The organism is Burkholderia sola, from assembly GCF_905400185.1.
GTDB lineage: Bacteria > Pseudomonadota > Gammaproteobacteria > Burkholderiales > Burkholderiaceae > Burkholderia > Burkholderia sola.
Window position 1 is genome coordinate 3,463,520 of record NZ_FR989675.1, and the last position, 21,799, is coordinate 3,485,318.

Here is a 21,799-nt window from a genome sequence, read left to right on the forward strand (position 1 = left end):
CGCCGCTAGCGGCCGTGCACCGCGGCAGCCGCCTCGCCGCGCGGGACGCCGCCCTTGCGCGCGGCGACGATGAAGTCCGCCGCGCGTTCGCCGATCATCACCGACGGCGCATTCGTGTTCCCGCCGACCAGCGTCGGCATCACCGACGCATCCACCACCCGCAGCCCGTCGACGCCGCGCACGCGCAGTTGCGGATCGACGACCGCGCGCACATCCGAGCCCATCCGGCAGGTGCCGACCGGGTGATAGATCGTGTCCGCATGCGCGACGATCGTCGCGCGCAGCTCCGCTTCGCCCTGGTCCGGCCGCGTGTACAGCTCGCGCCCGCCGTGCGACGCGAGCGGCGCCTGCGACAGGATGCGGCGCATCGCGTGCGTACCGCGCACCAGCAGGTCGAGGTCGCGTGAATCGCTGAAGAAGCGCGGATCGATCAGCGGCGCGTCGCGCGCATCGCCGCTCGCGAGCGCGACCGTGCCGCGGCTGAACGGCCGCAGCGCGCACACGTGCAGCGAATAGCCGAAACCCCAGTGCATCTTGCGGTTGTGATCGTCGACGAGCGCCGTGCAGAAATGCAGTTGCAGGTCGGGCCGCGCGAGCGACGGATCGCTCTTGATGAAGCCGCCGGCCTCCGCGACGTTGCTCGTCATCATCCCCGTGCGGCTCGAGAAATAGCGCACGAGCGCGGGCGTCATCTTCGCGATCCCGCGCACGCACACGCCGACCAGTTCCGACGAATTCACGCGGGTGTTGATGATGAAGTCGATGTGGTCGATCAGGTTCACGCCGACGTCCGGCGCATCCTGCACGACCGCGATCCCGTGCCGGCGCAACTGATCGGCCGGGCCGATCCCCGAACACATCAGCAGTTGCGGCGAATTGAACGCGCCGGCCGACAGGACCACTTCCGCGCGCGCGCCGAGCGTCTCGACCCGCCCGTTGCGCGACACGACGACGCCGACCGCGCGCTTGCCGTCGAAGCCGACGCGCAGCACCGTCGCATCGGGGATCACGTGCAGGTTCGGCCGGTTGCGGCCGTAAATGTACGCACGCGCCACGCTGCAGCGCGAGCCGTCGCGATGCGTGACCTGATAGAAGCCGACGCCTTCCTGCGTCGCCCCGTTGAAGTCGTCGTTCAGCGGATAGCCGGCCGCGTGCGCGGCCTGGATGAATCGTTCGGAGAACGGATTGCGAAAGCGCAGATCCGATACCGACAGCGGCCCGTCCGCGCCGTGCCATGCGTCCGCGCCGCGTTCGTTGCCTTCCGCGCGGCGGAAATACGGCAGCACGTCCTGCCAACCCCAGCCCGTCGCGCCGAGCTGCGCCCACTCGTCGTAGTCGGTCGGGTGGCCGCGCGTGTAGATCATCGCGTTGATCGCGCTCGAGCCGCCCATCCCGCGCCCGCGCGGCTGATAACCGCGCCGCCCGCCGAGGCCCGGCTGCGGCACCGTCTCGTAGCCGTAGTTGGTGCCGAGCTTGAACGGCACCAGCGCCGCGATGCCGACCGGCATGTTGACGAGCAGGTTGCGCTCCGTATGCGAGCCGGCCTCGATCAGCGCGATCGTCGCATCGGGGCAGGCATCGGCGAGACGGCCGGCGAGGCTCGAACCGCCCGAGCCGCCGCCGACGATGATGTAGTCGTATTGCATGTCACGTCTCCGTCGTGTCATGGAAGGCGCCCGGCACCGCCGCGCGACCGCGTCTCCTCTGGAGGGTCTGTTTGCAGATGGAACACGCATGCGAATGCCCGAAATCGCCCGTAGGGCAAGGAGCGAGGAGCGCCGTTTGGCCGAGCCAAACAAGCGACGAGCGACGCCGCCATACGGGCGATTTCGGGCATTCCCGTTACATGATTTTTTAATTTGGCGTTGCCATCTGCAAACAGACCCTCGGGGCATTGTAGGAATGGCCGTCCCGTGCGCGGCGCGCCGATTCAAGAGCGATTCCTCTAAACGCCCGCGTGAACTAAATTTAAGATGTATCGAGTCGCGTCGCGCGATGCACCGGCCACGAGAAGCCGATTCGTCGCGAAACGGGAGGAACGACGATGCAGCGCCAACGCCTGCCGGCCGCGTGCCGACCGGGTGATCCGGCGGTCACGCGCGCGGTCCGCATTTCATTTCAAACGGCGGCCCGCGCGACGATGCACGGCGCCATGCGCGCAGTCGGTCGAAATCGAACGGCACGTGTCGTCGCCGACCGTTTGGACGGTGTGTCGCCGCCGCCGAACGATCCGCGGCGAGCCACCGCCGCGGATCTGTCGCGCTGCGCCGCCGCGGTACACCGGCAGACGATCGCGAGACGGCATCGCGTGCCCGCGCGTCACCGTATCGGCTCGTATGCGCATGCCGTGCGGCACGACGTTCGGACGCGGACACCGTCGCGCGGATACGACGCTTGCCGCGTGCTGAAACCGGTTTTCGAGCACCCGTCGCATCCGGCCCCGCGCCGGGCGACACGCATCACCCGATCCGCGTCGCCGCGCTCGCCGAGCGTGCGCGTGCGGCGTGACGGCCGGCCGATCAGCCAGGCCCAACTGGAGGAGACGACATGAAGAACGACCTGCCCGAACTGGCCCCGCAAGCACTGCCGTCGGTCGATGCGCTGACGTCGCTGCTGCACGACCAGCGCGCGGCGTACCTGCGCGCACCGTACCCGGCATGGGACACGCGCGCGCAGCACCTGCGCGCGCTGCGCACGATGCTGATCGATCACGCGGATGCGCTCGCCGACGCAATCAGCGCCGATTTCGGCCATCGCGCGAAGCAGGAAGTGCTGCTGTCGGAAATCTGGATGGCGAAGGAAGAGATCGACGATGCGCTGACGCACGGCAAGCGCTGGATGAAGCCGATCCGCAAGCCGATGAACAAGTGGCTGCGGCCGGCGCGCGCGAAGGTGATTCCGCAACCGCTCGGCGTGGTCGGCATCGTCGTGCCGTGGAACTACCCGGTGCTGCTCGCCGCGGGCCCGCTGATCTGCGCGCTCGCCGCCGGCAACCGCGCGATCATCAAGATGTCCGAACTGACGCCGCGCACGTCGGCGCTGTTCGAGCAACTGATCGGCAAGACCTTCACGCGCGACCACGTCGCGGTCGTGAACGGCGACGCGGAAGTCGGCGCCACGTTCAGCGCACTGCCGTTCGACCATCTGCTGTTCACCGGCTCGACGCAGGTCGGCCGCCACGTGATGCGCGCGGCCGCCGACAACCTCACGCCGGTCACGCTGGAGCTCGGCGGCAAGTCGCCGGCGATCGTCGGCCCGAATGCGCGCTTCGACGCGGCCGTCGACGCGATCGTCGCCGGCAAGACGCTGAACGCCGGCCAGACCTGCATCGCGCCCGACTACGTGCTGCTGCCGCGCGGCATGGAAGGCGCGTTCATCGAACGCGCGCGGGCCCGCTTCGCGAAGCTGTATCCGGACCTGTCGACCAACGGCGACTACACGACGATCGTGTCGCCGCGTCACTACGCACGCCTGCAGCAACTGGCAAGCGATGCGCAGGCCGCCGGCGCGCAGCTGCATCCGCTGTCCGACGCGCAGTCCGATCCGGTGTCGCGCCGCTTCGTGCCGTGCGCGGTCACGCAGGTGCCGGCCGCGTCGCCACTGATGCAGGAGGAAATCTTCGGGCCGCTGCTGCCGCTCGTGCCGTACGAACGGCTCGACGAAGCGATCGCGTACGTCAATGCGCGCCCGCGTCCGCTCGCGCTATACCTGTTCGACGAGGATGGCGGCACGATCGACCGCGTGATGCGCGAAACGGTCTCGGGCGGCGTGTCGATCAACGAAACGCTGATGCACATCGCGTGCGGCAGCTTGCCGTTCGGCGGCGTCGGCGCGAGCGGCATGGGCGCGTATCACGGCTACGACGGCTTCGTGACGTTCTCGAAGATGAAGCCGGTGCTCACGCAGGCGCGGCTGAACGCGCGCAACCTGCTCGCACCGCCGTACGGCAAGCGCTTCGCCGCGCTGATCAAGCTGATGCTGAAGTTCTGAGGGGGCGGGCCGCGTCGCGCCGCGGCCCCGGCGAAGCTGCCGCGCGGCATGGATGCCGCGCATGCAGCCGCCACACGTCACACGGGCCAGAGCGGCCCTTCCTGCATCGCGCCGATCTGCTCGCGCAGTTCGAGCACGCGCGCTTCCCAGTAACGATGCGTGTTGAACCACGGGAAGGCGGCCGGAAACGCGGGATCGTCCCAGCGCCGCGCGAGCCACGCCGCATAGTGGATCAGCCGCAGCGTGCGCAGCGCTTCGACCAGATGCAGCTCGCGCGGCTCGAATTCGCAGAAATCCTCGTAGCCGGCGAGCAGGTCGGCCAGCGCGCGCGATGCGCCTTCGCGATCGCCCGGCAGCAGCAGCCACAGATCCTGCACGGCCGGCGCCATCCGGCTGTCGTCGAAGTCGACGAAATGCGGGCCGGCATCGGTCCACAGTACGTTGCTCGGATGACAGTCGCCGTGCGTGCGCAGCAGGCGGATCTCTCCGGCGCGCTCGAACGCGGCCTCGACGCCTTCGAGCGCGAGCTTGACCGCGGTCTCGTACGCCGGTCTTACGTCATCCGGAATGAAATCGTGCGCGAGCAGGTAGTCGCGCGGCTCGTAGCCGAACGTGGCGATGTCGAGCACGGGACGCGCGACATACGGCTGCGTCGCGCCGACCGCATGAATGCGGCCGATGAAGCGGCCGAGCCATTCGAGCGTGTCGCTGCGGTCGAGATCGGGTGCGCGGCCGCCGCGCCGCTCGAAGATCGAGAATCGGAAGCCGTCGAACGCATGCAGCGTGCGGCCGTTGAAGGCACGCGCGGGCACCGCCGGAATCTCGCGCGCGGCGAGTTCGGCGACGAACGCATGCTCTTCGAGGATCGCGTCGTCGGACCAGCGCGCCGGGCGATAGAACTTCGCGACGACCGGCGGGCCGTCTTCGATGCCGACCTGGTAGACGCGGTTTTCGTAGCTGTTGAGGGCGAGCAGGCGCCCGTCGGTGCGCAGGCCGGCCGGCATCAGCACGCTGTCGAGCGCGTCGAGCACGCACTCGGGCGTGAGGCCGGCGAACGGCGGGCTGGCGGAGGAAGCGGGAGCGGAAGTGGCGTCTGTCATGCCCCGCATTGTGCAGCCAGCCGGACCGAAAGACGAGCCTTAGTGAAGCGCCGCGCCGGCCGGCAGAACGGATTCGCCGGTGTCGATCAGGTCCTCGAGAAAGAAAGGCTCGGTGTTGAGTTCTTTCGACTCACCCGGCACGCCCGCGTACCAGGTCACCATGGCCATGTCGCCCAGGATGCGCTGGACGATGCCGCGCGCGCCCTTCGGCACCGCGATATGGGTAGTGCAGACGATCGACCCGATATGCATGATGGTTCCCCACTCTTGAATCTTGAAACCCGGCCCGCTGGCGAGCCGGCAAATGCACGATCCGCGCCGCTCTCGGCGGAGCGTTGCGCGTGATCCCATTGTTCACGGTTTATCGAAGCGCGAAAAGAAGAAGAAGCAGGCGAAGTGCCGCGAATTCGTCGAATGTCTCCAATCAACCACTGCGTCGGGCACGTACTTGCCCGCCCGGTTACCCCCATCATACCCTGTCGAATGTGACTGCCCACCGAAACCGCCCGGCGCCGCCGCGCGCACATGTTGACGCAACGCGCGTGCCGCTTCGCTTCGCCGCTGCGGAATCATCGGAACACTTCGCGCGGCCGACCGGAATCACGTCGCGCGCATCGCATGCCGATCGCTATCCACCGTTCGTCGAACGCTTGCGCGCGCACCGACATCGGCCTGCATCGGCGCGACATGTCGCTCGCGATATGCAGCCGCCGACAGCAGTTGCGTTCGATGGCTGCCTTGCGGTACCTTAACCTTTCATTCGCGTTCAACCGCACTCCGACACGATGTATCCGCTCACGTCCGCCCTCGCAAAATCCCGGCCGCAGTTCGACTCGCGGCCGCGGGCGTGCGCGCATCCGTCGGTCCTTCCTCCCCCTGTCGCACCGCCGCTCGTCTGCGCCGCGCCGCCCCCTTCGGCGGCACGCGCCGGCTGACTCGCCGGCATCCGTTTTCGTCTTCCATTCGCCCCGTTGGTCACAGGTACGTGCGTCATGACGCACGACGTGTTGCCGCGCGCGCGAATGGAACGTTTCGATCCGTTCGACAGGTGGATTCACATGGTTTCGTTCAAACGCGCGCTCGCCGCGCATGGCGCGACGTCGCTCTTCGTACTGCTGTGGAGCAGCGGCGCGATCTTCGCCGAACTCGGTCTGCGTCACGCGTCCGCGTTCGCCTTTCTCACCGCCCGCTTCGCGCTCGCATCGCTCGTGCTGCTCGCGCTGGCGTTCATGCGCAAACGCTGGCTGCCGCCGCGCGGCGAGCGGCGCATGGCCGCGCTGACCGGCTTGCTGATGATGGGCGGCTATTCGATCTTCTACCTGCTCGCGCTCGAGCGCGGCATCGCGCCCGGCGTGCTCGCGACGATCCTCGGCGTGCAGCCGATCCTCACGCTCGCGATCGTCGAGCGTCGCTGGCAACCGGTGCGCATCGCGGGACTCGCGCTATCGCTCGCCGGCCTCGCGCTCGTCGTCGGCCGCGGCGTGAGCGGCGGGACGGGCGGCCTGTCGGCTGCCGGCGTCGCGTGCGCGCTCACGGCGCTCGTCGCGCTGACCGTCGGCTCGCTGCTGCAAAAGCGCGTCCGCGCGGCGCCCGCCGACGTGCTGCCGCTGCAGAATGCGATCGGCCTCGCGCTGTGCGTCGCGATCGTGCCGTTCCGGCCGGTGTCGTTCGATATGAGCTGGGCGTTCGTCGTGCCGCTGCTGTGGCTCGGCATCGTGATCTCGGTGATCGCGCAACTGCTGTTCTACCGGTTGATGCAGCGCGGCGATCTCGTCAACGTGACGAGCCTGTTCTATCTCGTGCCCGTCGTCACCACGCTGATGGACGCCGTGTGGCTCGGCAACCGGCCCGAGCCGCTCGCGCTCGCCGGCATGGGCGCGATCATCGCGGGGCTCGCGCTCGTGTTTCGCGCGCCGGCCGGCCGCCCGCAACCCGACCGCGCGTGAGCGGGCGGGCCGCCGCGCCCGCGGGTGCGGCGGCCCGCATCGGACACATACGACGATTCCGCGAAAATCGAAAGGAACGGGAAAGATACGCGCAAGGCGTTCGTCTTGTTTGCGCGAAAACCGCGGGATTCCCGAGGCTTTCCGCTGATTTTTAATGGTTCGGATAGCGAAAAACGCCGCCGGTTGCCTATACTCGAATTGACCGGCCCGCGTACGACGGGCCGGACCCACTAGAAACACCCGGCATGGGACCGGGGTGAGCGCACGCGTGCCGTTTCGGGCCGATATCCCGCAGGGATGGAGCCGCTAGGCAAGCACTGAAGCGCCCACTTCGGCCGACACTGGAGACACGCATGACGACCTATTTCACGATCGGCGACTTCATTCTGTTGATTCCGATGGCGCTGGCCGGAGCGCTATTTCTCGGCGCGGTGCCATGCGCCACACAATTCCGTCACAACCTGCTGCGCGTGCTCGGCGTCATTCTCGGCGTCGGCGTCGCTGTGTTGCTCGTTGAAGGCCTGCCTGCGCTGATCTAGCGCCATCGGCGCGTGACGTGCGTCGCTGCCCCGCAGCGACGCGACGGACTGCCTGCGCGTGACCGATACGGCACGCGATGTTTCGCATCCCGTATCGACTTTCGATCAGATCGCCTGATCCGTGGAGGGCTTTTCCCACAGATTGATGCCGCCTTCCGTCGCGTAACGATCGATCTCCGCGAGTTCCTCAGCGGAGAATTCGAGGTTCTTCAACGCACCGACGTTCTCGCGCACCTGCTCGGCCCGGCTCGCACCGATCAGCGCGGACGTCACGCGGCCGTTACGCAGCACCCACGCCAGCGCCATCTGTGCAAGGCTCTGGCCGCGCCGTTCGGCGATCGCGTTGAGCTTGCGCACATGCTCGAGGTTGTCCGCGCTCAGGTGATCCTGCTTCAGCGAGCCGCCGCCCGGCTTGTTCACGCGCGCGTCGGCCGGCACGCCGTTCAGGTACTTCGACGTGAGCAAACCCTGCGCGAGCGGCGTGAACGCGATGCTGCCCGCGCCGACGTCGTCGAGCGTGCCGAGCAGATCCTCTTCGATCCAGCGGTTCAGCAGGTTGTACGACGGCTGGTGAATCAGCAGCGGCACCTTGTATTGCGCGAGCAGCGCGGCCATCTCGCGCGTCTTCGCGGCTGAGTACGACGAGATGCCGATGTAGAGCGCCTTGCCCTGCTGCACCGCCGACGCGAGCGCGCCGGCGGTTTCCTCGAGCGGCGTATGTGCGTCGAAACGGTGCGAGTAGAAGATGTCGACGTAGTCGAGCCCCATCCGCTGCAGGCTCTGGTCGAGGCTCGCCAGCACGTACTTGCGCGATCCGCCGCCGCTGCCGTACGGCCCCGGCCACATGTCCCAGCCGGCCTTCGTCGAGATCAGCAGCTCGTCGCGATACGGCCGGAAATCCTCCTTCAGCAGTCGGCCAAAGTTGGTTTCGGCGCTCCCGTACGGCGGCCCGTAGTTGTTCGCGAGGTCGAAGTGGTTGATGCCGAGGTCGAACGCGGTGCGCAGGATCTCGCGCTGCGTCGAGATCGGCGTCGAATCGCCGAAGTTGTGCCACAGACCGAGCGACAGGGCGGGCAGTTGGAGCCCGGATTTGCCGCAGGTGCGGTATTGCATGCCGGCATAACGTTCGGAAGCTGCTTCGTAGGCCATGAGTCTGTTCCGTCAGGACATCGGGGGAAGGGACGCGCGCCGGCCGCGCCCATGGCGCGACGGCGGCGAAGAAGTCATACGACGACTATGGTAGCGAAAGCGGCCGGATCGTGCACGGCGGCACGACGATGGACGCGACCGCGGCGCTCGCCTACACTGCGGCGTCTCGAATCACCGTTTCAGCGAGGTTGGTATGTCCCGGGTCATCTCGGTTGCACTGCTCGTCGGCGGCGTCGTGCTGCTGTATTTCGGCGGCCAGTCGTTCCATTCGATCAACGACAACGTGTCGCGCTTCTTCACCGGCTCGCCGGCGACGAAGACGATCCTGCTGATCGTCGGCGGCGCCGTCGCGTCGTTCGTCGGCCTGATCGGCCTCGCGATGCCGGGCGGCAAGCGCTGAGCGCGCCGCCGCGCGACATACGAACGGCCCGCGTCGCTCGGCTCGGGCCGCGTCAAACGAAACGGGCGGCCAGGCCGCCCGTTGCTTCAAACGCCCGCGATGCGCCGCATCGCGTGACCGCCGCGGTGTCGCCGCCCGTCCGATCCGAACCTAGAACGGCACTTCCGGCTTCGACGCCGAGCGTGTGCCGGGCAGCGGCCGGTTGCTCGCGCCGTGATACGTGTACACGAGCGAGAACTTCACCTGGTCGGAACGGTTCTGCCCGGCCGAATGCAGCGTGTTGCTGTGGAAGAACACGACGTCGCCCGTCTGCAGCGACGGGCACGTGGCCGCGTCGATCATCCTGCGGTTTTCCGGCAGATCGCTGCGGAAGAACTTCGCGTCGTCGAACGCTTCCGGCCCGAATTCGGCCGTATGCGAACCCGGCACCAGCCACAGCGCGCCGTTCTCGTTGGTTTCCGGCCCGAGCGCAAGCCACACCGAGACCATGTCCGGGCGCTCGAACGCCCAGTAGCGGAAATCGCGATGCCAGCCGGTCAGGCTGCCGTACGCCGGGTGCTTCGTCATCATGCAGTTGTGATGCGCGCGCGACAGCACCGGCTCTTCACCGAAATACTCGCGCATCCATGCGCCGATCTCGGGCGCGATCGCGCGCGCGGCGAACGCCGGATCGCGCGAATACGCATCGAGCAGCCGTCGCACCGTATGCCCGCCCGGCGCATGCTTCGACTCGGGCGCGCCCGGATAGCGCAGGTCGGCCTCGAACTCGATCGGCTCGGCGGCCTCCCGCAACTGGCGCTCCGCGATCTGCCTGAGCGCCGCGCACTGCGCTTCGCCGACGAGGCCGCGCGCGACGACGAAGCCGCGCTCGCGCAATTCCGCGACTTGCGCGCGGATCGATTCCGACTGCAATGGAGACGACATGGGATGCCAGACGTTTATTGTGTGAATGTGACGATTGTAAATCGGCGCCGGATACCACGAACAGCGCCATTGTCGTGCGCAGGGGCATGCCAATCGCGGATTTGATCCAGCGCAAGGGAACTGTGCGACGCGGCGCCTGCCTCAGCGACAGGCGGTATGCGGCACACGCGTTGCGGCACAAGGGTTTATCGCGACTTTTGCGCGTCATGAATCCCCTGTAGCCTGACGCGGCCTGTCAATTCTGGCGGGCGCGGCGCGCAACGGGTTTCGATAAGATCCGTTGCGTCATCCGAGGCCGTTCATACCAGTGTGCTCTGCAGGGCGCCACCCATACAAGCGAAGCATCGTTCACATGCCATTCCGTCTGACTTCCCGTTTCAACCGCACTGCCAAGCGCGTCGTGTCGCCCGCTCCTGTCCGCTCGCTGCGCCATCATCGCGCACGCACGCAGGCGCTGGCCGAACGTACGCACCCGCACAGCCGGCTGGACGGCATCCGTGCGTGGTTCCACGCGTTTTTCTCGATGATGAGCGCGCAGGCGTTCGCTCGCCGCGCCGGCCTGCGCTCGCTGCTGCAGAAGCCGTCGTCGCTGCGCGCGCTCGCGCTGCGCCGCAAGCTCGGCCCGCAGCGCCGCATCAACCGCCCGCGCCGCCTCGCGGCCAGCAACGGCTGGTTCGGGTTCGGCGCGCGTTGAGCGGGCGCCCGGCGGGCGTTGTCCGCCCGATCGCCACCGTTGCCCCGGCGATCGAACCCATAAAAAAACCCCGGCCTGGCCGGGGTTTTTCATTTCAGGCGGACGACGCTTACGCGACGCGTGCCGTCGGCTCCACGCCGGCCGCTTCGGCCAGCACGAGCGCCTTGTCGGTCGCTTCCCACGAGAATTCCGGCTCTTCGCGGCCGAAGTGGCCGTAAGCTGCCGTCTTCTCGTAGATCGGGCGCAGCAGGTCGAGCATCTTGATGATGCCCTTCGGACGCAGATCGAAATGCTCGCGCACGAGCTTCGTGATCACCGCATCCGACACGCGGCCCGTGCCGAACGTGTTGACCATCACCGAGGTCGGCTCGGCCACGCCGATCGCGTACGACACCTGGATCAGCGCGCGCGACGCGAGGCCGGCCGCGACGATGTTCTTCGCGACGTAGCGGCCCGCATACGCAGCCGAACGGTCGACCTTCGACGGATCCTTGCCCGAGAACGCGCCGCCGCCGTGCGGTGCGGCACCGCCGTAGGTATCGACGATGATCTTGCGGCCGGTCAGGCCGCAATCGCCTTGCGGGCCGCCGATCACGAACCGGCCGGTCGGGTTCACGAGGAACTTGATGTCGCCCTTGATCAGGTCGGCCGGCAGCGTCGGCTTGATGATTTCCTCGATCACCGCTTCGCGCAGCGCCGGCAGCTCGATGTCCGGCGCATGCTGCGTCGACAGCACGACGGTGTCGATCGAATCGGGCTTGCCGTCGACGTAGCGGACGGTGACCTGCGACTTCGCGTCCGGACGCAGCCATTGCAGGCGACCGTCGCGGCGCAGGCTGGCCTGGCGCTCGACGAGCCGGTGCGACAGGTAGATCGGCAGCGGCATCAGTTCCGGCGTTTCGTCGCACGCATAGCCGAACATCAGGCCCTGGTCGCCCGCGCCTTGGTCGAGGTTGTCGTCGTGCGCGCGATCGACGCCCTGCGCGATGTCCGGCGACTGCTTGTCGTACGCGACGAGCACCGCGCAACCCTTGTAGTCGATGCCGTAGTCGGTGTTGTCGTAGCCGATGCGCTTGATCGTATCGCGCGCGATCTGGATGTAATCGATGTTGGCCGTCGTGGTGATTTCACCAGCCAGCACGACGAGACCCGTGTTGCACAGCGTTTCGGCCGCAACGCGGGAGTATTTGTCCTGCTCGAGGATGGCGTCGAGAATCGCGTCCGAGATTTGGTCCGCGACCTTGTCCGGATGGCCTTCGGAGACGGATTCGGACGTGAAGAGATAATCGTTTGCCACTTTTTCAGGCTCCTGTGTGGTTACGGTTGGTTTCACGTAGCCAGCTTCGTTGGGCCTGAAGCGGCGACGCTTTAGCGGATTACCAGGACCGGGCAGCGTGTGTCGCGCCAGCCGGCTTCGCCCCGCAAGTTGTCAGTTAACTCGGCGAAGCCCGTATTATAGCGGCTTTCCTGAATTGTCACAGAGCGCCGCCCGTGCTGCATCTTCCGCTGTCTTACCACCCTGTTCGCAACGTGCCGGCCAGCCGGCCCCACGGAGATTCCGCATGCTAGGCCGCCTCGGCACGCACCTCGCCATCGGCTTGCTGAAGCTGCTCGCCCTGCTGCCGTACGGTCTGACCGCACGGTTCGGCGATGGCCTCGGCTGGCTGCTGTATCAGATCCCCAGCCGGCGAAAGCGCATCGTACATACGAATCTGAAACTCTGCTTCCCCGACTGGAGCGACGAACGGCGCGAGGAAGTGGCCGGCCAGCATTTCCGTCATGCGATCCGCAGCTACGTCGAGCGCAGCGTCCAGTGGTTCGGCTCGGAGAAGAAGCTCGCGAAGCTGATCCAGGTCGACAGCGCGGTCGATCTCGAGGATCCCGACCTGCCGCCGACGCTGTTCCTCGGCCTGCACTTCGTCGGCATCGAGGCCGGTTCGATCTGGCTGAACCGGTCGCTGCACCGCCGCTGCGGATCGCTTTACCAGCCGTTCTCGAACGCGGTGCTCGAGGAAGAGGCGAAGAAGGCGCGCGGGCGCTTCGACGCCGAGATGGTCGGCCGCGCGGACAGCGCGCGCGTCGTGCTGCGCTGGCTGCGCGACCGCAAGCCGGTGATGCTCGGCGCGGACATGGACTACGGGCTGCGCAACTCGACGTTCGTCCCGTTCTTCGGCGTGCCGGCCTGCACGCTGACGGCCGTCGGCCGGCTCGCGAAGACGGGCCGCGCGCAGGTCGTGCCGTTCATCGGCGAGGTGCTGCCGAACTACAAGGGCTACCGTCTGAAGGTATTCAAGCCGTGGGATCACTACCCGACCGGCGACGACGATCTCGACGCGCGGCGGATGAACGCATTCCTCGAGGAACAGATTCCGCTGATGCCCGAGCAGTACTACTGGGTGCACAAGCGCTTCAAGACGCGCCCGCCCGGCGAGCCGAGCCTGTACTGACCCTGCCGCGACGTTCGCGGGTGCGCCGTCATGCGCGCGCCTGCGCCCTCGCCACCTTCGGCGCGCCCTTCGCGCGCGCCTGCCCGAGATCGTAGGCCGACTGCTGCACGAGCCACAGATCGGCCTTTCCCCCGTTTTCCTCGCCGAGCCACGCCTCGAGCCGCAACGCCATGTCCAGTCGGCCGATCGGCAAATAGCGCCCCTTCCCATCTGCACGACAGACGCGCGGCCCCGCCCGCGCAGGACGCCCCCGTCGGCTGCATGTATCATTTGCGGTTGAGATCAGCACGACGAACGAGGCCGCCCGGCATGGCCGGCGGCCGTCCGTGTCGTGCCGACCGCCTTGTTCGCCATGGAATTCCGGACCCAGTGAAACTCTCGTTCACCAAGATGCACGGCGCGGGCAACGACTTCGTCGTGCTCGACGGCTATTCGCGCGCGCTGCCGCCGCTCACCGACGCGCAGGTGCGCGCGCTCGCCAACCGCCACTTCGGCATCGGCGCCGACCAGTTGCTGCTGGTCGAGAAGCCGACCGTCGACGGCGCGGATTTCAAGTACCGGATCTTCAATTGCGACGGCGGCGAGGTCGAACACTGCGGCAACGGCGCGCGCTGTTTCGTGAAGTTCGTCAGCGACCGCGGCCTGACCGACAAGCGCAGCGTGCGCGTGCAGGTCATGAAGGGCCTGATTACGCTGACGCTGCAGGACAACGGCGAAGTCGTCGTCGACATGGGCGCGCCCGTGTTCGCGCCGGCACAGGTGCCGTTCGATACGGCCGGTCCAGGCGCGACGGGCCTCGACGGCCGCAAGGAAGGCAACGACACGCTGTGGCCGCTCGACGTCGGCGGCGCGACGCGCTGGATCTCGACGGTGTCGATGGGCAACCCGCACGCGGTGCAGGTCGTCGACGATGTCGAGGCGTATCCGGTGCTGGAAGAAGGCCCGCTGATCGAGCGCCATGCGCGCTTCCCGCAGCGCGTGAACGCCGGCTTCATGCAGATCGTGTCGCGCCACGAGGTGAAGCTGCGCGTGTACGAACGCGGCGCGGGCGAGACGCTCGCGTGCGGCACCGGCGCATGCGCGGCGGTCGCGGCCGGCATCCGGCGCGGCCTGCTCGATTCGCCCGTGACCGTGCACACCCACGGCGGCACGCTGACGATCGGCTGGGACGGCGCGCGCGACGAAGCCGCCGCGCTGATGATGGCCGGCCCCGCCACGACCGTGTTCGAAGGCGAGATCGACCTGAACGCCTGACCCTGCAACGTCCTTGATAACTGAACGCGCCAGCCACATGAACGATCGCGAAGTCGCCGACTACCTGCTCGCCAATCCCGAATTCTTCGCGCAGCACGCCGAGCTGCTCGCGACGATCCGTCTCGCGAACCCGCACGGCAAGGCCGCGATCTCGCTGCAGGAGCGGCAGATGGAGATGCTGCGCGACAAGAACAAGCATCTCGAGCGCCGGCTCGCCGAACTCGTGCGCTACGGCCACGAGAACGACAGCCTGTCCGCGAAGTTCAGCCGCTGGACCGCGCGCGTGATCGCGGAACGCGATCCGTACGCGCTGCCGCGCACGATCGCCGACGGCATCGCCGACGTGTTCGACGTGCCGCAGACGGCGCTGCGCGTGTGGGACGTCGCCGACACCTACGCGCAAGCCGATTTCGCCCGCCAGGTCGGCGAGGAAGTGCGCCTGTTCGCGAACGGCCTGTCGACGCCGTACTGCGGCGCGAACACGGGCTTCGAGGCCGCCCAGTGGCTCGCCCCCGCGCTCGCCGCCCCGGCCGCGAGCGCGGCGGAAGGCGCCGAAGCCGCGCCGGCCGGCGACGGTGCGGCCGCATCGGTCGCGCTGCTCGCGCTGCGCGCGCCGCTCGCCGGCAACGACGCGCCCGCGTTCGGGCTGCTCGTGCTCGGCTCGCCCGATCCGCGCCGCTTCCACGACGGGATGGCGACCGACTTCCTCGCGCAGATCGCGACGCTCGCGAGCGCCGCGCTCACGCGCCTGCTGCCGCACTGATCCGCCGCACGCGATGACCGACGATCCGATCGCCGCCTACCTGTCGAACCTGAAGCATGTCAGGCAGTTGTCGGAACACACGCTGCGCGCGTACACGCACGAACTGGACGAACTGAAGAAGCTCGCGGCCGGCCGGCCGCTCGACGCATTGACCGCCGCCGACATGCGCGGCGCGGTCGTGCGCGGGCACGCGGCCGGGCTGTCCGCGCGCTCGATCTCGCACCGGCTTTCCGCATGGCGTGCGTTCTATCGCTGGTTCGCGCAGCGCGTCGAGATGCCCGCGAATCCCGTCGCCGGGGTCCGCGCGCCCAAACGCGAGAAATCGCTGCCCAAAGCGCTGTCGGTCGACGATGCGGTCACGCTCATGGATACGCCGCTGCCCGACACGACCGAAGGCATCCGCGATCACGCGATCCTCGAGCTGTTCTATTCGTCGGGGCTGCGCCTCGCCGAGCTGGTCGGGCTCGACGTCCGGTACACGCAGGCCGACAGCTACCGCTCGGCCGGCTGGCTCGACCTCGCCGAAGCCGAGGTCACCGTGCGCGGCAAGGGCAACAAGGAGCGCAAGGTGCCGGTCGGCCGCAAGGCGATCGACGCGCTGAACGCGTGGCTCGCGGTGCGCGACGAATTCGTGAAGCACGATCCGCATCCGCTGTTCGTGTCGGTGCGCGGCAACCGGATGTCGCCGGGCGTCGTGCGCGAGCGCGTGAAGCGCGCGGCGCTCGCCGCCGGCATTCCCGCCAACGTCCACCCACACGTGCTGCGCCACTCGTTCGCGACGCACGTGCTGCAGTCGAGCGGCGACCTGCGCGCGGTGCAGGAACTGCTCGGCCACGCGAGCGTCGCCGCGACGCAGATCTATACGTCGCTCGACTTCCAGCATCTCGCGAAGATTTACGACAGCGCGCATCCGCGCGCGAAGAAGCGCGACTGACGCGCGCCCCGTGTTACCCGCCGCGCGCGGCGGCCGGCACCGGCCGGCGTCGCGCGCGGCCCATTTCGATCTCATCATGCAAACCGTCACCCTCAAGCCGTCCAAGGAAAAATCGCTGCTGCGCCGCCATCCGTGGATCTACGCCAATGCGATCGACCGCGTCGACGGCAAGCCCGCGCCCGGCGCGACCGTGCTCGTGCGCGCGCACGACGGCCGCTTCCTCGCGCGCGGCGCGTACAGCCCGCAGTCGCAGATCCGCGTGCGGGTGTGGAGCTTCGACGAGCACGAGCCGATCGATCACGCGTTCTTCAAGCGCCGCGTGCAGCGCGCGGTCGCGCACCGCACGACGATGGTGTCGGGCACGGGCGCGGTGCGGCTCGTGTTCGGCGAAGCCGACGGGCTGCCGGGGCTGGTCGTCGACTACTACGTCGCGGATACCGCCGAAGCCGGCGCCGCGCCGCGCGGCCAGCTCGTCTGCCAGTTCATGGCCGCGGGCGTCGAAGCGTGGAAGGACGCGATCGTCGCGGCGCTCACCGGCGCGACCGGCTGCCCGAACGTGTACGAGCGCTCGGACGTGTCGATCCGCGACAAGGAAGGGCTGGAACAGACGACCGGCGTACTGGCCGGCGACGCGCCGCCCGCGACGCTGATCGCGAACGAAAACGGCGTGCGCTATCACGTCGACGTGCCGAACGGCCACAAGACGGGCTTCTACGTCGACCAGCGCGACAACCGCGCGCTCGTCGCGCAGTACGCGGCCGACCGCGACGTGCTGAACTGCTTCTGCTACACGGGCGGCTTCTCGCTCGCAGCGCTCAAGGGCGGCGCGAAACGCGTCGTATCGATCGATTCGTCGGGCGATGCGCTCGCGCTCGCGCAGCAGAACGTCGTCGCCAACGGCTTCGACGCCGAACGCGCGACCTGGCTCGACGCCGATGCGTTCAAGACGCTGCGCCGCCTCGTCGACGAAGGCGAGCGTTTCGACCTGATCGTGCTCGATCCGCCGAAGTTCGCGCCGACGCGCGACAGCGTCGATCGTGCGGCGCGCGCGTACAAGGACATCAACCTGAGCGGCTTCAAGCTGCTGCGTCCGGGCGGCCTGCTGTTCACGTACTCGTGCTCGGGCGCGATCGACATGGACCTGTTCCAGAAGATCGTCGCGGGCGCGGCCGCCGACGCGAAGGTCGACGCGCGCATCCTGAAACGGCTCGGCGCGGGCGTCGATCATCCGCTGCTCGCCGCGTTCCCGGAAGGCGAATATCTGAAGGGCCTGCTGTTGCAAATCGTCTGATCGCCCCGATCTAGCGCGGACAACCGCGCCCGTCCCATTGGCGGCGCTGCGTTGCCGCCTGTCGTCCGGACGACGGGCGGGAACTTGACAGGTATGTTTCAATTGTTGGTTGTGCGCCCCGGCTCGCAGCGCGAGGGCGCGACGCACATCCTGTTTTGACCCCGATTCACGAACCACAGGCGATTGACATGGCCACTCCCGTCACCATCCTCACCGGCTTCCTCGGCAGCGGCAAGACGACGCTGCTCAAGCGCATCCTGAACGAACAGCACGGCATGAAGATCGCCGTGATCGAGAACGAGTTCGGTGAAGAGAACATCGACAACGAAATCCTCATCCAGGATTCGAACGAGCAGATCATCCAGATGAGCAACGGCTGCATCTGCTGCACGATCCGCGGCGACCTCGCGCGCACGCTCGGCGATCTCGCCGCGAAGAAGCGCGAAGGCAAGCTCGACTTCGACCGCATCGTGATCGAGACGACCGGCCTCGCGAACCCGGGCCCCGTCGCCCAGACGTTCTTCATCGACAGCGAAATCGCCGACGATTTCCTGCTCGACGCGGTCATCACGCTGGTCGACGCGAAGCACGCGAACGCGCAGCTCGACGAACACGAGGTCGTGCAGCGCCAGGTCGGTTTCGCCGATCGCCTGTTCATCACGAAGTCGGACCTCGTCGACGACCAGACTGTCGCGGGCCTCAAGCACCGCCTGATGCACATGAACCCGAAGGCCGCGATCAAGGTCGTGAATTTCGGCGAAGCGGACATCAAGGAAATCTTCGACCTGCGCGGCTTCAACCTGAACGCGAAGCTCGAGATCGATCCCGATTTCCTCGCCGAGGACGATCACGCGCACGCTCACCACGATCACGACCATGATCACGATCACGCGAATTGCGACCACGATCACGGTCAATGCGCGCACGATCACGACCATGGCCACCATCATCACCACCACCACGCGCACCACGACGACAAGATCAAGTCGTTCGTGTACCGCAACGACCGCCCGTTCGACCCGAACAAGCTGGAAGACTTCCTCGGCGGCATCCTGCAGATCTACGGCGAGCGGATGCTGCGCTACAAGGGCGTGCTGTACATGAAGGGCGTCGACCGCAAGGTCGTGTTCCAGGGCGTGCACCAGATGATGGGCAGCGACCTCGCGGCGAAGTGGCTGCCGGTCGAGAAGAAGACCAACAAGATGGTGTTCATCGGCGTCGACCTGCCGCAGGACCTGATCACCGACGGCCTCGACGCCTGCCTCGCCTGACCCGCGCGGGCGCCCGCCGCGCCCCGCCGCCCGGCCGCCAGCCCGGGCGGTGGCGGCCGCCGCGCGGCGCCTTTTTCGGGCAGGGTTTCGCCGTCATCGCTTTTTCGCGATTTGCGCGTTATATTTTCTAGATATTGGCGCAGCCGACGGGGATCGACCCGATACGGCGCCCGCTTGCGATTCAGTTACAATACGTGCCCGCTGGAGTACGGCAACAAACAGGCCCGGTTCTTGCTGAACCAGTTTTCCGGGCATCGCAACCGCGCCGGATCGCCCATCCGCCTCCCGGCCGCGGCCGATGCGATGTGCCGCGCAGCACACCGGTTCGCAGCGCGCACAACTCCGCGCCAGGCCTATCCTGGTATTTGAGAACCGGTTTCCAGAGGCTTTCGGCCCCGCGGCGGCAAATCGCAAATGAATGCAAACGCGGTTGCGGGTAATCCCAAAGTGCAGGCAATATCTCTCGATTTGCCGCACATTGAAGAAGCAAGCAGATGACGAAGAAACTCTTGACCGAAGCCGAAATCCTGAAGATGAGCGACAAGGATTACATGAATGAGGATCAGCTCGCCTTCTTCAAAAATCGGCTCGAACAGTTGCAGGCGGACATCCTCAAGAATGCAGGCCAGACGACCGAGAACCTGCGCGAGACGGTGATCGTCCCCGATCCCGCCGACCGCGCGACGATCGAGGAAGAGCACGCGCTCGAGCTGCGTACGCGCGACCGCGAACGCAAGCTCCTCAAGAAGGTTCAGCAGTCGCTCGCCCGCATCGATTCCGGCGATTACGGCTGGTGCGAGGAAACCGGCGAGCCGATCGGCATTCCGCGCCTGCTCGCGCGTCCGACCGCCACGCTGTCGCTCGAGGCGCAGGAGCGCCGCGAGCTGCGCCAGAAGCTGTTCGGCGACTGATCGGGCGGCATTCCGCTCAAACACGCTGCTTCCCGAAAGCGCGCGGCCTGCCGCGCGCTTTTTGTTTTTCCGGCACCGATTCCCGGCCGCCGGCCGATTTGCCTTCCCCTCTTGATATCCCGGCGCCCGCCCTAAAATGAAACGGACGCGCGCCGGGCCGCTTCCCGGCGCACTGCGAGATTTACGCGGCGGCGCCCCGCGCCCCCGCCTTCCCCCGTTTTTCTCAAGGAACGCAGATGGAGCAATTTCACGGCACGACCATCGTTTCGGTCCGGCGCGGCGACAAGGTCGCGCTCGGCGGCGACGGCCAGGTAACCCTCGGCAACATCGTCATGAAGGGTGGCGCGCGGAAAGTGCGGCGGATCTACAACAACCAGGTGCTGGTCGGATTCGCGGGCGGCACCGCCGATGCGTTCTCGCTGCTCGACCGCTTCGAGGCGAAGCTCGAGAAGCACCAGGGCAACCTGACCCGTGCGGCCGTCGAGCTCGCGAAGGACTGGCGCACCGACCGGATGCTGCGCCGCCTCGAGGCGATGCTGATCACGGCCGATGCGACCACCACGCTCGTGATCACCGGCAATGGCGACGTGCTCGACCCGGAAGGCGGGATCTGCGCGATTGGCTCGGGCGGTGCGTACGCGCAGGCCGCGGCCCGCGCGCTCGTCGAGAACACCGAGCTGTCGCCGCGCGAGATCGTCGAGAAGTCGCTCGGGATCGCCGGCGACATGTGCATCTACACGAACCACAACCGCATCATCGAAACGATCGAGTAAGGACAGCCCCATGAGCACCATGACCCCTGCCGAGATCGTCTCGGAACTCGACAAGCACATCATCGGCCAGGCGAAGGCGAAGAAGGCCGTCGCCGTCGCGCTGCGCAACCGCTGGCGCCGCCAGCAGGTCGCCGAGCCGCTGCGCCAGGAAATCACGCCGAAGAACATCCTGATGATCGGGCCGACGGGCGTCGGCAAGACCGAAATCGCGCGCCGCCTCGCGAAGCTCGCCGATGCGCCGTTCATCAAGATCGAAGCGACCAAGTTCACCGAAGTCGGCTACGTCGGCCGCGACGTCGACAGCATCGTGCGCGACCTGATCGAGATCTCGGTCAAGCAGACGCGCGAATCCGAAATGCGCAAGGTGCGCAGCAAGGCGACCGACCAGGCCGAAGACCGCATCCTCGACATCCTGCTGCCGCAACCGCGCGCGGTCGGCTTCGGCGGCAATGCCGAGCACGCGAACGACGACAACAACGCAACCCGTCAGACGTTCCGCAAGCGCCTGCGCGAAGGCCAGCTCGACGACAAGGAAGTCGAGCTCGACCTCGAGCAGCCGTCGGTCGGCATGGACATCATGGCGCCGCCCGGGATGGAAGAGATGACCGAGCAGATCCGCTCGATGTTCTCGAACCTCGGCAGCGGCAAGAAGCAGCGCCGCAAGGTGAAAATCAAGGAAGCGCTGAAGCTGCTGACCGACGAGGAAGCGGCGAAGATGCTGAACGAAGAGGAAGTGAAGACGAAGGCCGTGCAGAACGTCGAGCAGAACGGCATCGTGTTCCTCGACGAGATCGACAAGATCACGTCGCGCAACAACGAAGGCAGCGGCGGCGAAGTGTCGCGCCAGGGCGTGCAGCGCGACCTGCTGCCGCTCGTCGAAGGCACGACGGTCAACACGAAGTACGGGATGGTGAAGACCGATCACATCCTGTTCATCGCGAGCGGCGCGTTCCACCTCGCGAAGCCGAGCGACCTGATTCCGGAACTGCAGGGCCGCTTCCCGATCCGCGTCGAACTCGATTCGCTGTCGGTGAACGACTTCGAAGCGATCCTCGTCGCGACCGACGCGAGCCTCGTCAAGCAGTACCAGGCGCTGCTCGCGACCGAAGACGTACAGCTCGAATTCGCCGACGACGGCATCCGCCGTCTCGCGGAGATCGCGTTCGCGGTCAACGAGAAAACCGAGAACATCGGCGCGCGCCGGCTGTACACGGTGATCGAGAAACTGCTCGAGGAAGTGTCGTTCTCGGCGGGCAACCATGCGAGCGAGCGCGTGACGATCGACGCGAAGTATGTCGACCGCGCACTCGGCGAAGTGTCGCAGGACGAAGACCTGTCGCGCTACGTGCTGTAACGCGCGCGGCGCCGGATGCGAGACGGGCGGCCCCTTCGGGGGTCGCCCGTTTTCGTTGG

20 protein-coding genes and 1 pseudogene are annotated in these 21,799 nt (G+C 67.2%); 14 read left to right on the plus strand and 7 right to left on the minus strand.

Going from position 1 to position 21,799, the window contains the following annotated elements:
• Positions 1-5: 5 nt before the first annotated feature.
• The gene (locus KR541_RS15995; RefSeq protein WP_050014218.1) at positions 6-1,646 is read right to left on the minus strand and encodes a GMC family oxidoreductase; all 1,641 of its coding nucleotides are present in this window, start codon (positions 1,644-1,646) and stop codon (positions 6-8) included.
• 901 nt (positions 1,647-2,547) lie between these two features.
• Here KR541_RS15995 and KR541_RS16000 point away from each other — a divergent pair.
• Positions 2,548-3,990 (plus strand): coniferyl aldehyde dehydrogenase, encoded by a 1,443-nt coding sequence (locus tag KR541_RS16000; protein ID WP_050017947.1) that lies wholly within the window; start codon positions 2,548-2,550, stop codon positions 3,988-3,990.
• Positions 3,991-4,067: 77 nt separating this feature from the next.
• On the opposite strand, the gene KR541_RS16005 is transcribed toward KR541_RS16000, so the two are convergent.
• Both KR541_RS16005 and KR541_RS16010 read right to left on the minus strand, forming a co-directional pair.
• A complete protein-coding gene (locus KR541_RS16005; RefSeq protein WP_080334409.1) occupies positions 4,068-5,090 on the minus strand; it encodes a serine/threonine protein kinase in 1,023 nt (340 codons plus the stop codon).
• A 39-nt stretch (positions 5,091-5,129) separates the two neighbouring features.
• Positions 5,130-5,342, minus strand: coding sequence for a hypothetical protein (locus KR541_RS16010; protein ID WP_006477514.1), 213 nt, complete (start codon positions 5,340-5,342; stop codon positions 5,130-5,132).
• A gap of 806 nt (positions 5,343-6,148) precedes the next feature.
• Between KR541_RS16010 and KR541_RS16015 the strand changes: the two genes are divergently transcribed.
• Both KR541_RS16015 and KR541_RS16020 read left to right on the plus strand, forming a co-directional pair.
• The gene (locus tag KR541_RS16015; protein WP_050017949.1) at positions 6,149-7,036 is read left to right on the plus strand and encodes a DMT family transporter; all 888 of its coding nucleotides are present in this window, start codon (positions 6,149-6,151) and stop codon (positions 7,034-7,036) included.
• Between the two features lie 353 nt (positions 7,037-7,389).
• The gene (locus KR541_RS16020; RefSeq protein ID WP_006482800.1) at positions 7,390-7,575 is read left to right on the plus strand and encodes a hypothetical protein; all 186 of its coding nucleotides are present in this window, start codon (positions 7,390-7,392) and stop codon (positions 7,573-7,575) included.
• A 105-nt stretch (positions 7,576-7,680) separates the two neighbouring features.
• Here KR541_RS16020 and mgrA read toward each other — a convergent pair whose 3' ends face one another.
• Positions 7,681-8,724 (minus strand): L-glyceraldehyde 3-phosphate reductase, encoded by a 1,044-nt coding sequence (gene mgrA / locus KR541_RS16025; protein ID WP_089488907.1) that lies wholly within the window; start codon positions 8,722-8,724, stop codon positions 7,681-7,683.
• A gap of 193 nt (positions 8,725-8,917) precedes the next feature.
• On the opposite strand from mgrA, the gene KR541_RS16030 reads away from it, so the two are divergent.
• Positions 8,918-9,124, plus strand: a complete 207-nt coding sequence (locus KR541_RS16030; protein WP_006477510.1) for a DUF3185 family protein — start codon at positions 8,918-8,920, stop codon at positions 9,122-9,124.
• A 150-nt stretch (positions 9,125-9,274) separates the two neighbouring features.
• On the opposite strand, the gene KR541_RS16035 is transcribed toward KR541_RS16030, so the two are convergent.
• Entirely contained in the window at positions 9,275-10,048 is a 774-nt protein-coding gene (locus KR541_RS16035; RefSeq protein WP_050017942.1) for a phytanoyl-CoA dioxygenase family protein, read from the minus strand.
• Between the two features lie 352 nt (positions 10,049-10,400).
• On the opposite strand from KR541_RS16035, the gene KR541_RS16040 reads away from it, so the two are divergent.
• Positions 10,401-10,742 carry a hypothetical protein gene (locus KR541_RS16040; RefSeq protein WP_050017941.1) on the plus strand — a complete coding sequence of 114 codons (342 nt, stop codon included), beginning with the start codon at positions 10,401-10,403 and terminating at the stop codon, positions 10,740-10,742.
• A gap of 109 nt (positions 10,743-10,851) precedes the next feature.
• On the opposite strand, the gene metK is transcribed toward KR541_RS16040, so the two are convergent.
• Complete coding sequence (gene metK / locus KR541_RS16045; protein ID WP_050017940.1) at positions 10,852-12,039, minus strand: methionine adenosyltransferase; 1,188 nt, start codon at positions 12,037-12,039, stop codon at positions 10,852-10,854.
• Positions 12,040-12,304: 265 nt separating this feature from the next.
• Between metK and lpxL the strand changes: the two genes are divergently transcribed.
• Complete coding sequence (lpxL, locus tag KR541_RS16050) at positions 12,305-13,189, plus strand: lauroyl acyltransferase LpxL (RefSeq protein WP_216089615.1); 885 nt, start codon at positions 12,305-12,307, stop codon at positions 13,187-13,189.
• A 28-nt stretch (positions 13,190-13,217) separates the two neighbouring features.
• Here lpxL and KR541_RS16055 read toward each other — a convergent pair.
• A pseudogene (locus tag KR541_RS16055) lies at positions 13,218-13,364 on the minus strand (HigA family addiction module antitoxin); the annotation flags it as partial.
• A 134-nt stretch (positions 13,365-13,498) separates the two neighbouring features.
• Here KR541_RS16055 and dapF point away from each other — a divergent pair.
• The 8 genes from dapF (at position 13,499) to hslU (ending at position 21,740) form a co-directional block, all read left to right on the plus strand.
• On the plus strand, positions 13,499-14,443 hold the full coding sequence (gene dapF, locus KR541_RS16060) for a diaminopimelate epimerase (protein WP_080334404.1): 945 nt from the start codon (positions 13,499-13,501) through the stop codon (positions 14,441-14,443).
• Between the two features lie 37 nt (positions 14,444-14,480).
• Entirely contained in the window at positions 14,481-15,206 is a 726-nt protein-coding gene (locus tag KR541_RS16065) for a DUF484 family protein (protein ID WP_050017936.1), read from the plus strand.
• A gap of 13 nt (positions 15,207-15,219) precedes the next feature.
• Entirely contained in the window at positions 15,220-16,140 is a 921-nt protein-coding gene (gene xerC / locus KR541_RS16070) for a tyrosine recombinase XerC (protein ID WP_050017935.1), read from the plus strand.
• A gap of 76 nt (positions 16,141-16,216) precedes the next feature.
• Positions 16,217-17,431: a class I SAM-dependent rRNA methyltransferase gene (locus KR541_RS16075; protein WP_050017945.1), complete on the plus strand. Its 1,215-nt coding sequence runs from the start codon at positions 16,217-16,219 to the stop codon at positions 17,429-17,431.
• A gap of 188 nt (positions 17,432-17,619) precedes the next feature.
• Positions 17,620-18,702 (plus strand): CobW family GTP-binding protein, encoded by a 1,083-nt coding sequence (locus KR541_RS16080; RefSeq protein ID WP_204383474.1) that lies wholly within the window; start codon positions 17,620-17,622, stop codon positions 18,700-18,702.
• Positions 18,703-19,196: 494 nt separating this feature from the next.
• Positions 19,197-19,613, plus strand: coding sequence for an RNA polymerase-binding protein DksA (gene dksA / locus KR541_RS16085; RefSeq protein ID WP_006477498.1), 417 nt, complete (start codon positions 19,197-19,199; stop codon positions 19,611-19,613).
• Between the two features lie 236 nt (positions 19,614-19,849).
• Entirely contained in the window at positions 19,850-20,386 is a 537-nt protein-coding gene (gene hslV / locus KR541_RS16090) for an ATP-dependent protease subunit HslV (RefSeq protein WP_006477497.1), read from the plus strand.
• Between the two features lie 10 nt (positions 20,387-20,396).
• Positions 20,397-21,740, plus strand: a complete 1,344-nt coding sequence (hslU, locus tag KR541_RS16095; protein WP_050017933.1) for an ATP-dependent protease ATPase subunit HslU — start codon at positions 20,397-20,399, stop codon at positions 21,738-21,740.
• The last annotated feature ends 59 nt before the right edge of the window (positions 21,741-21,799 follow it).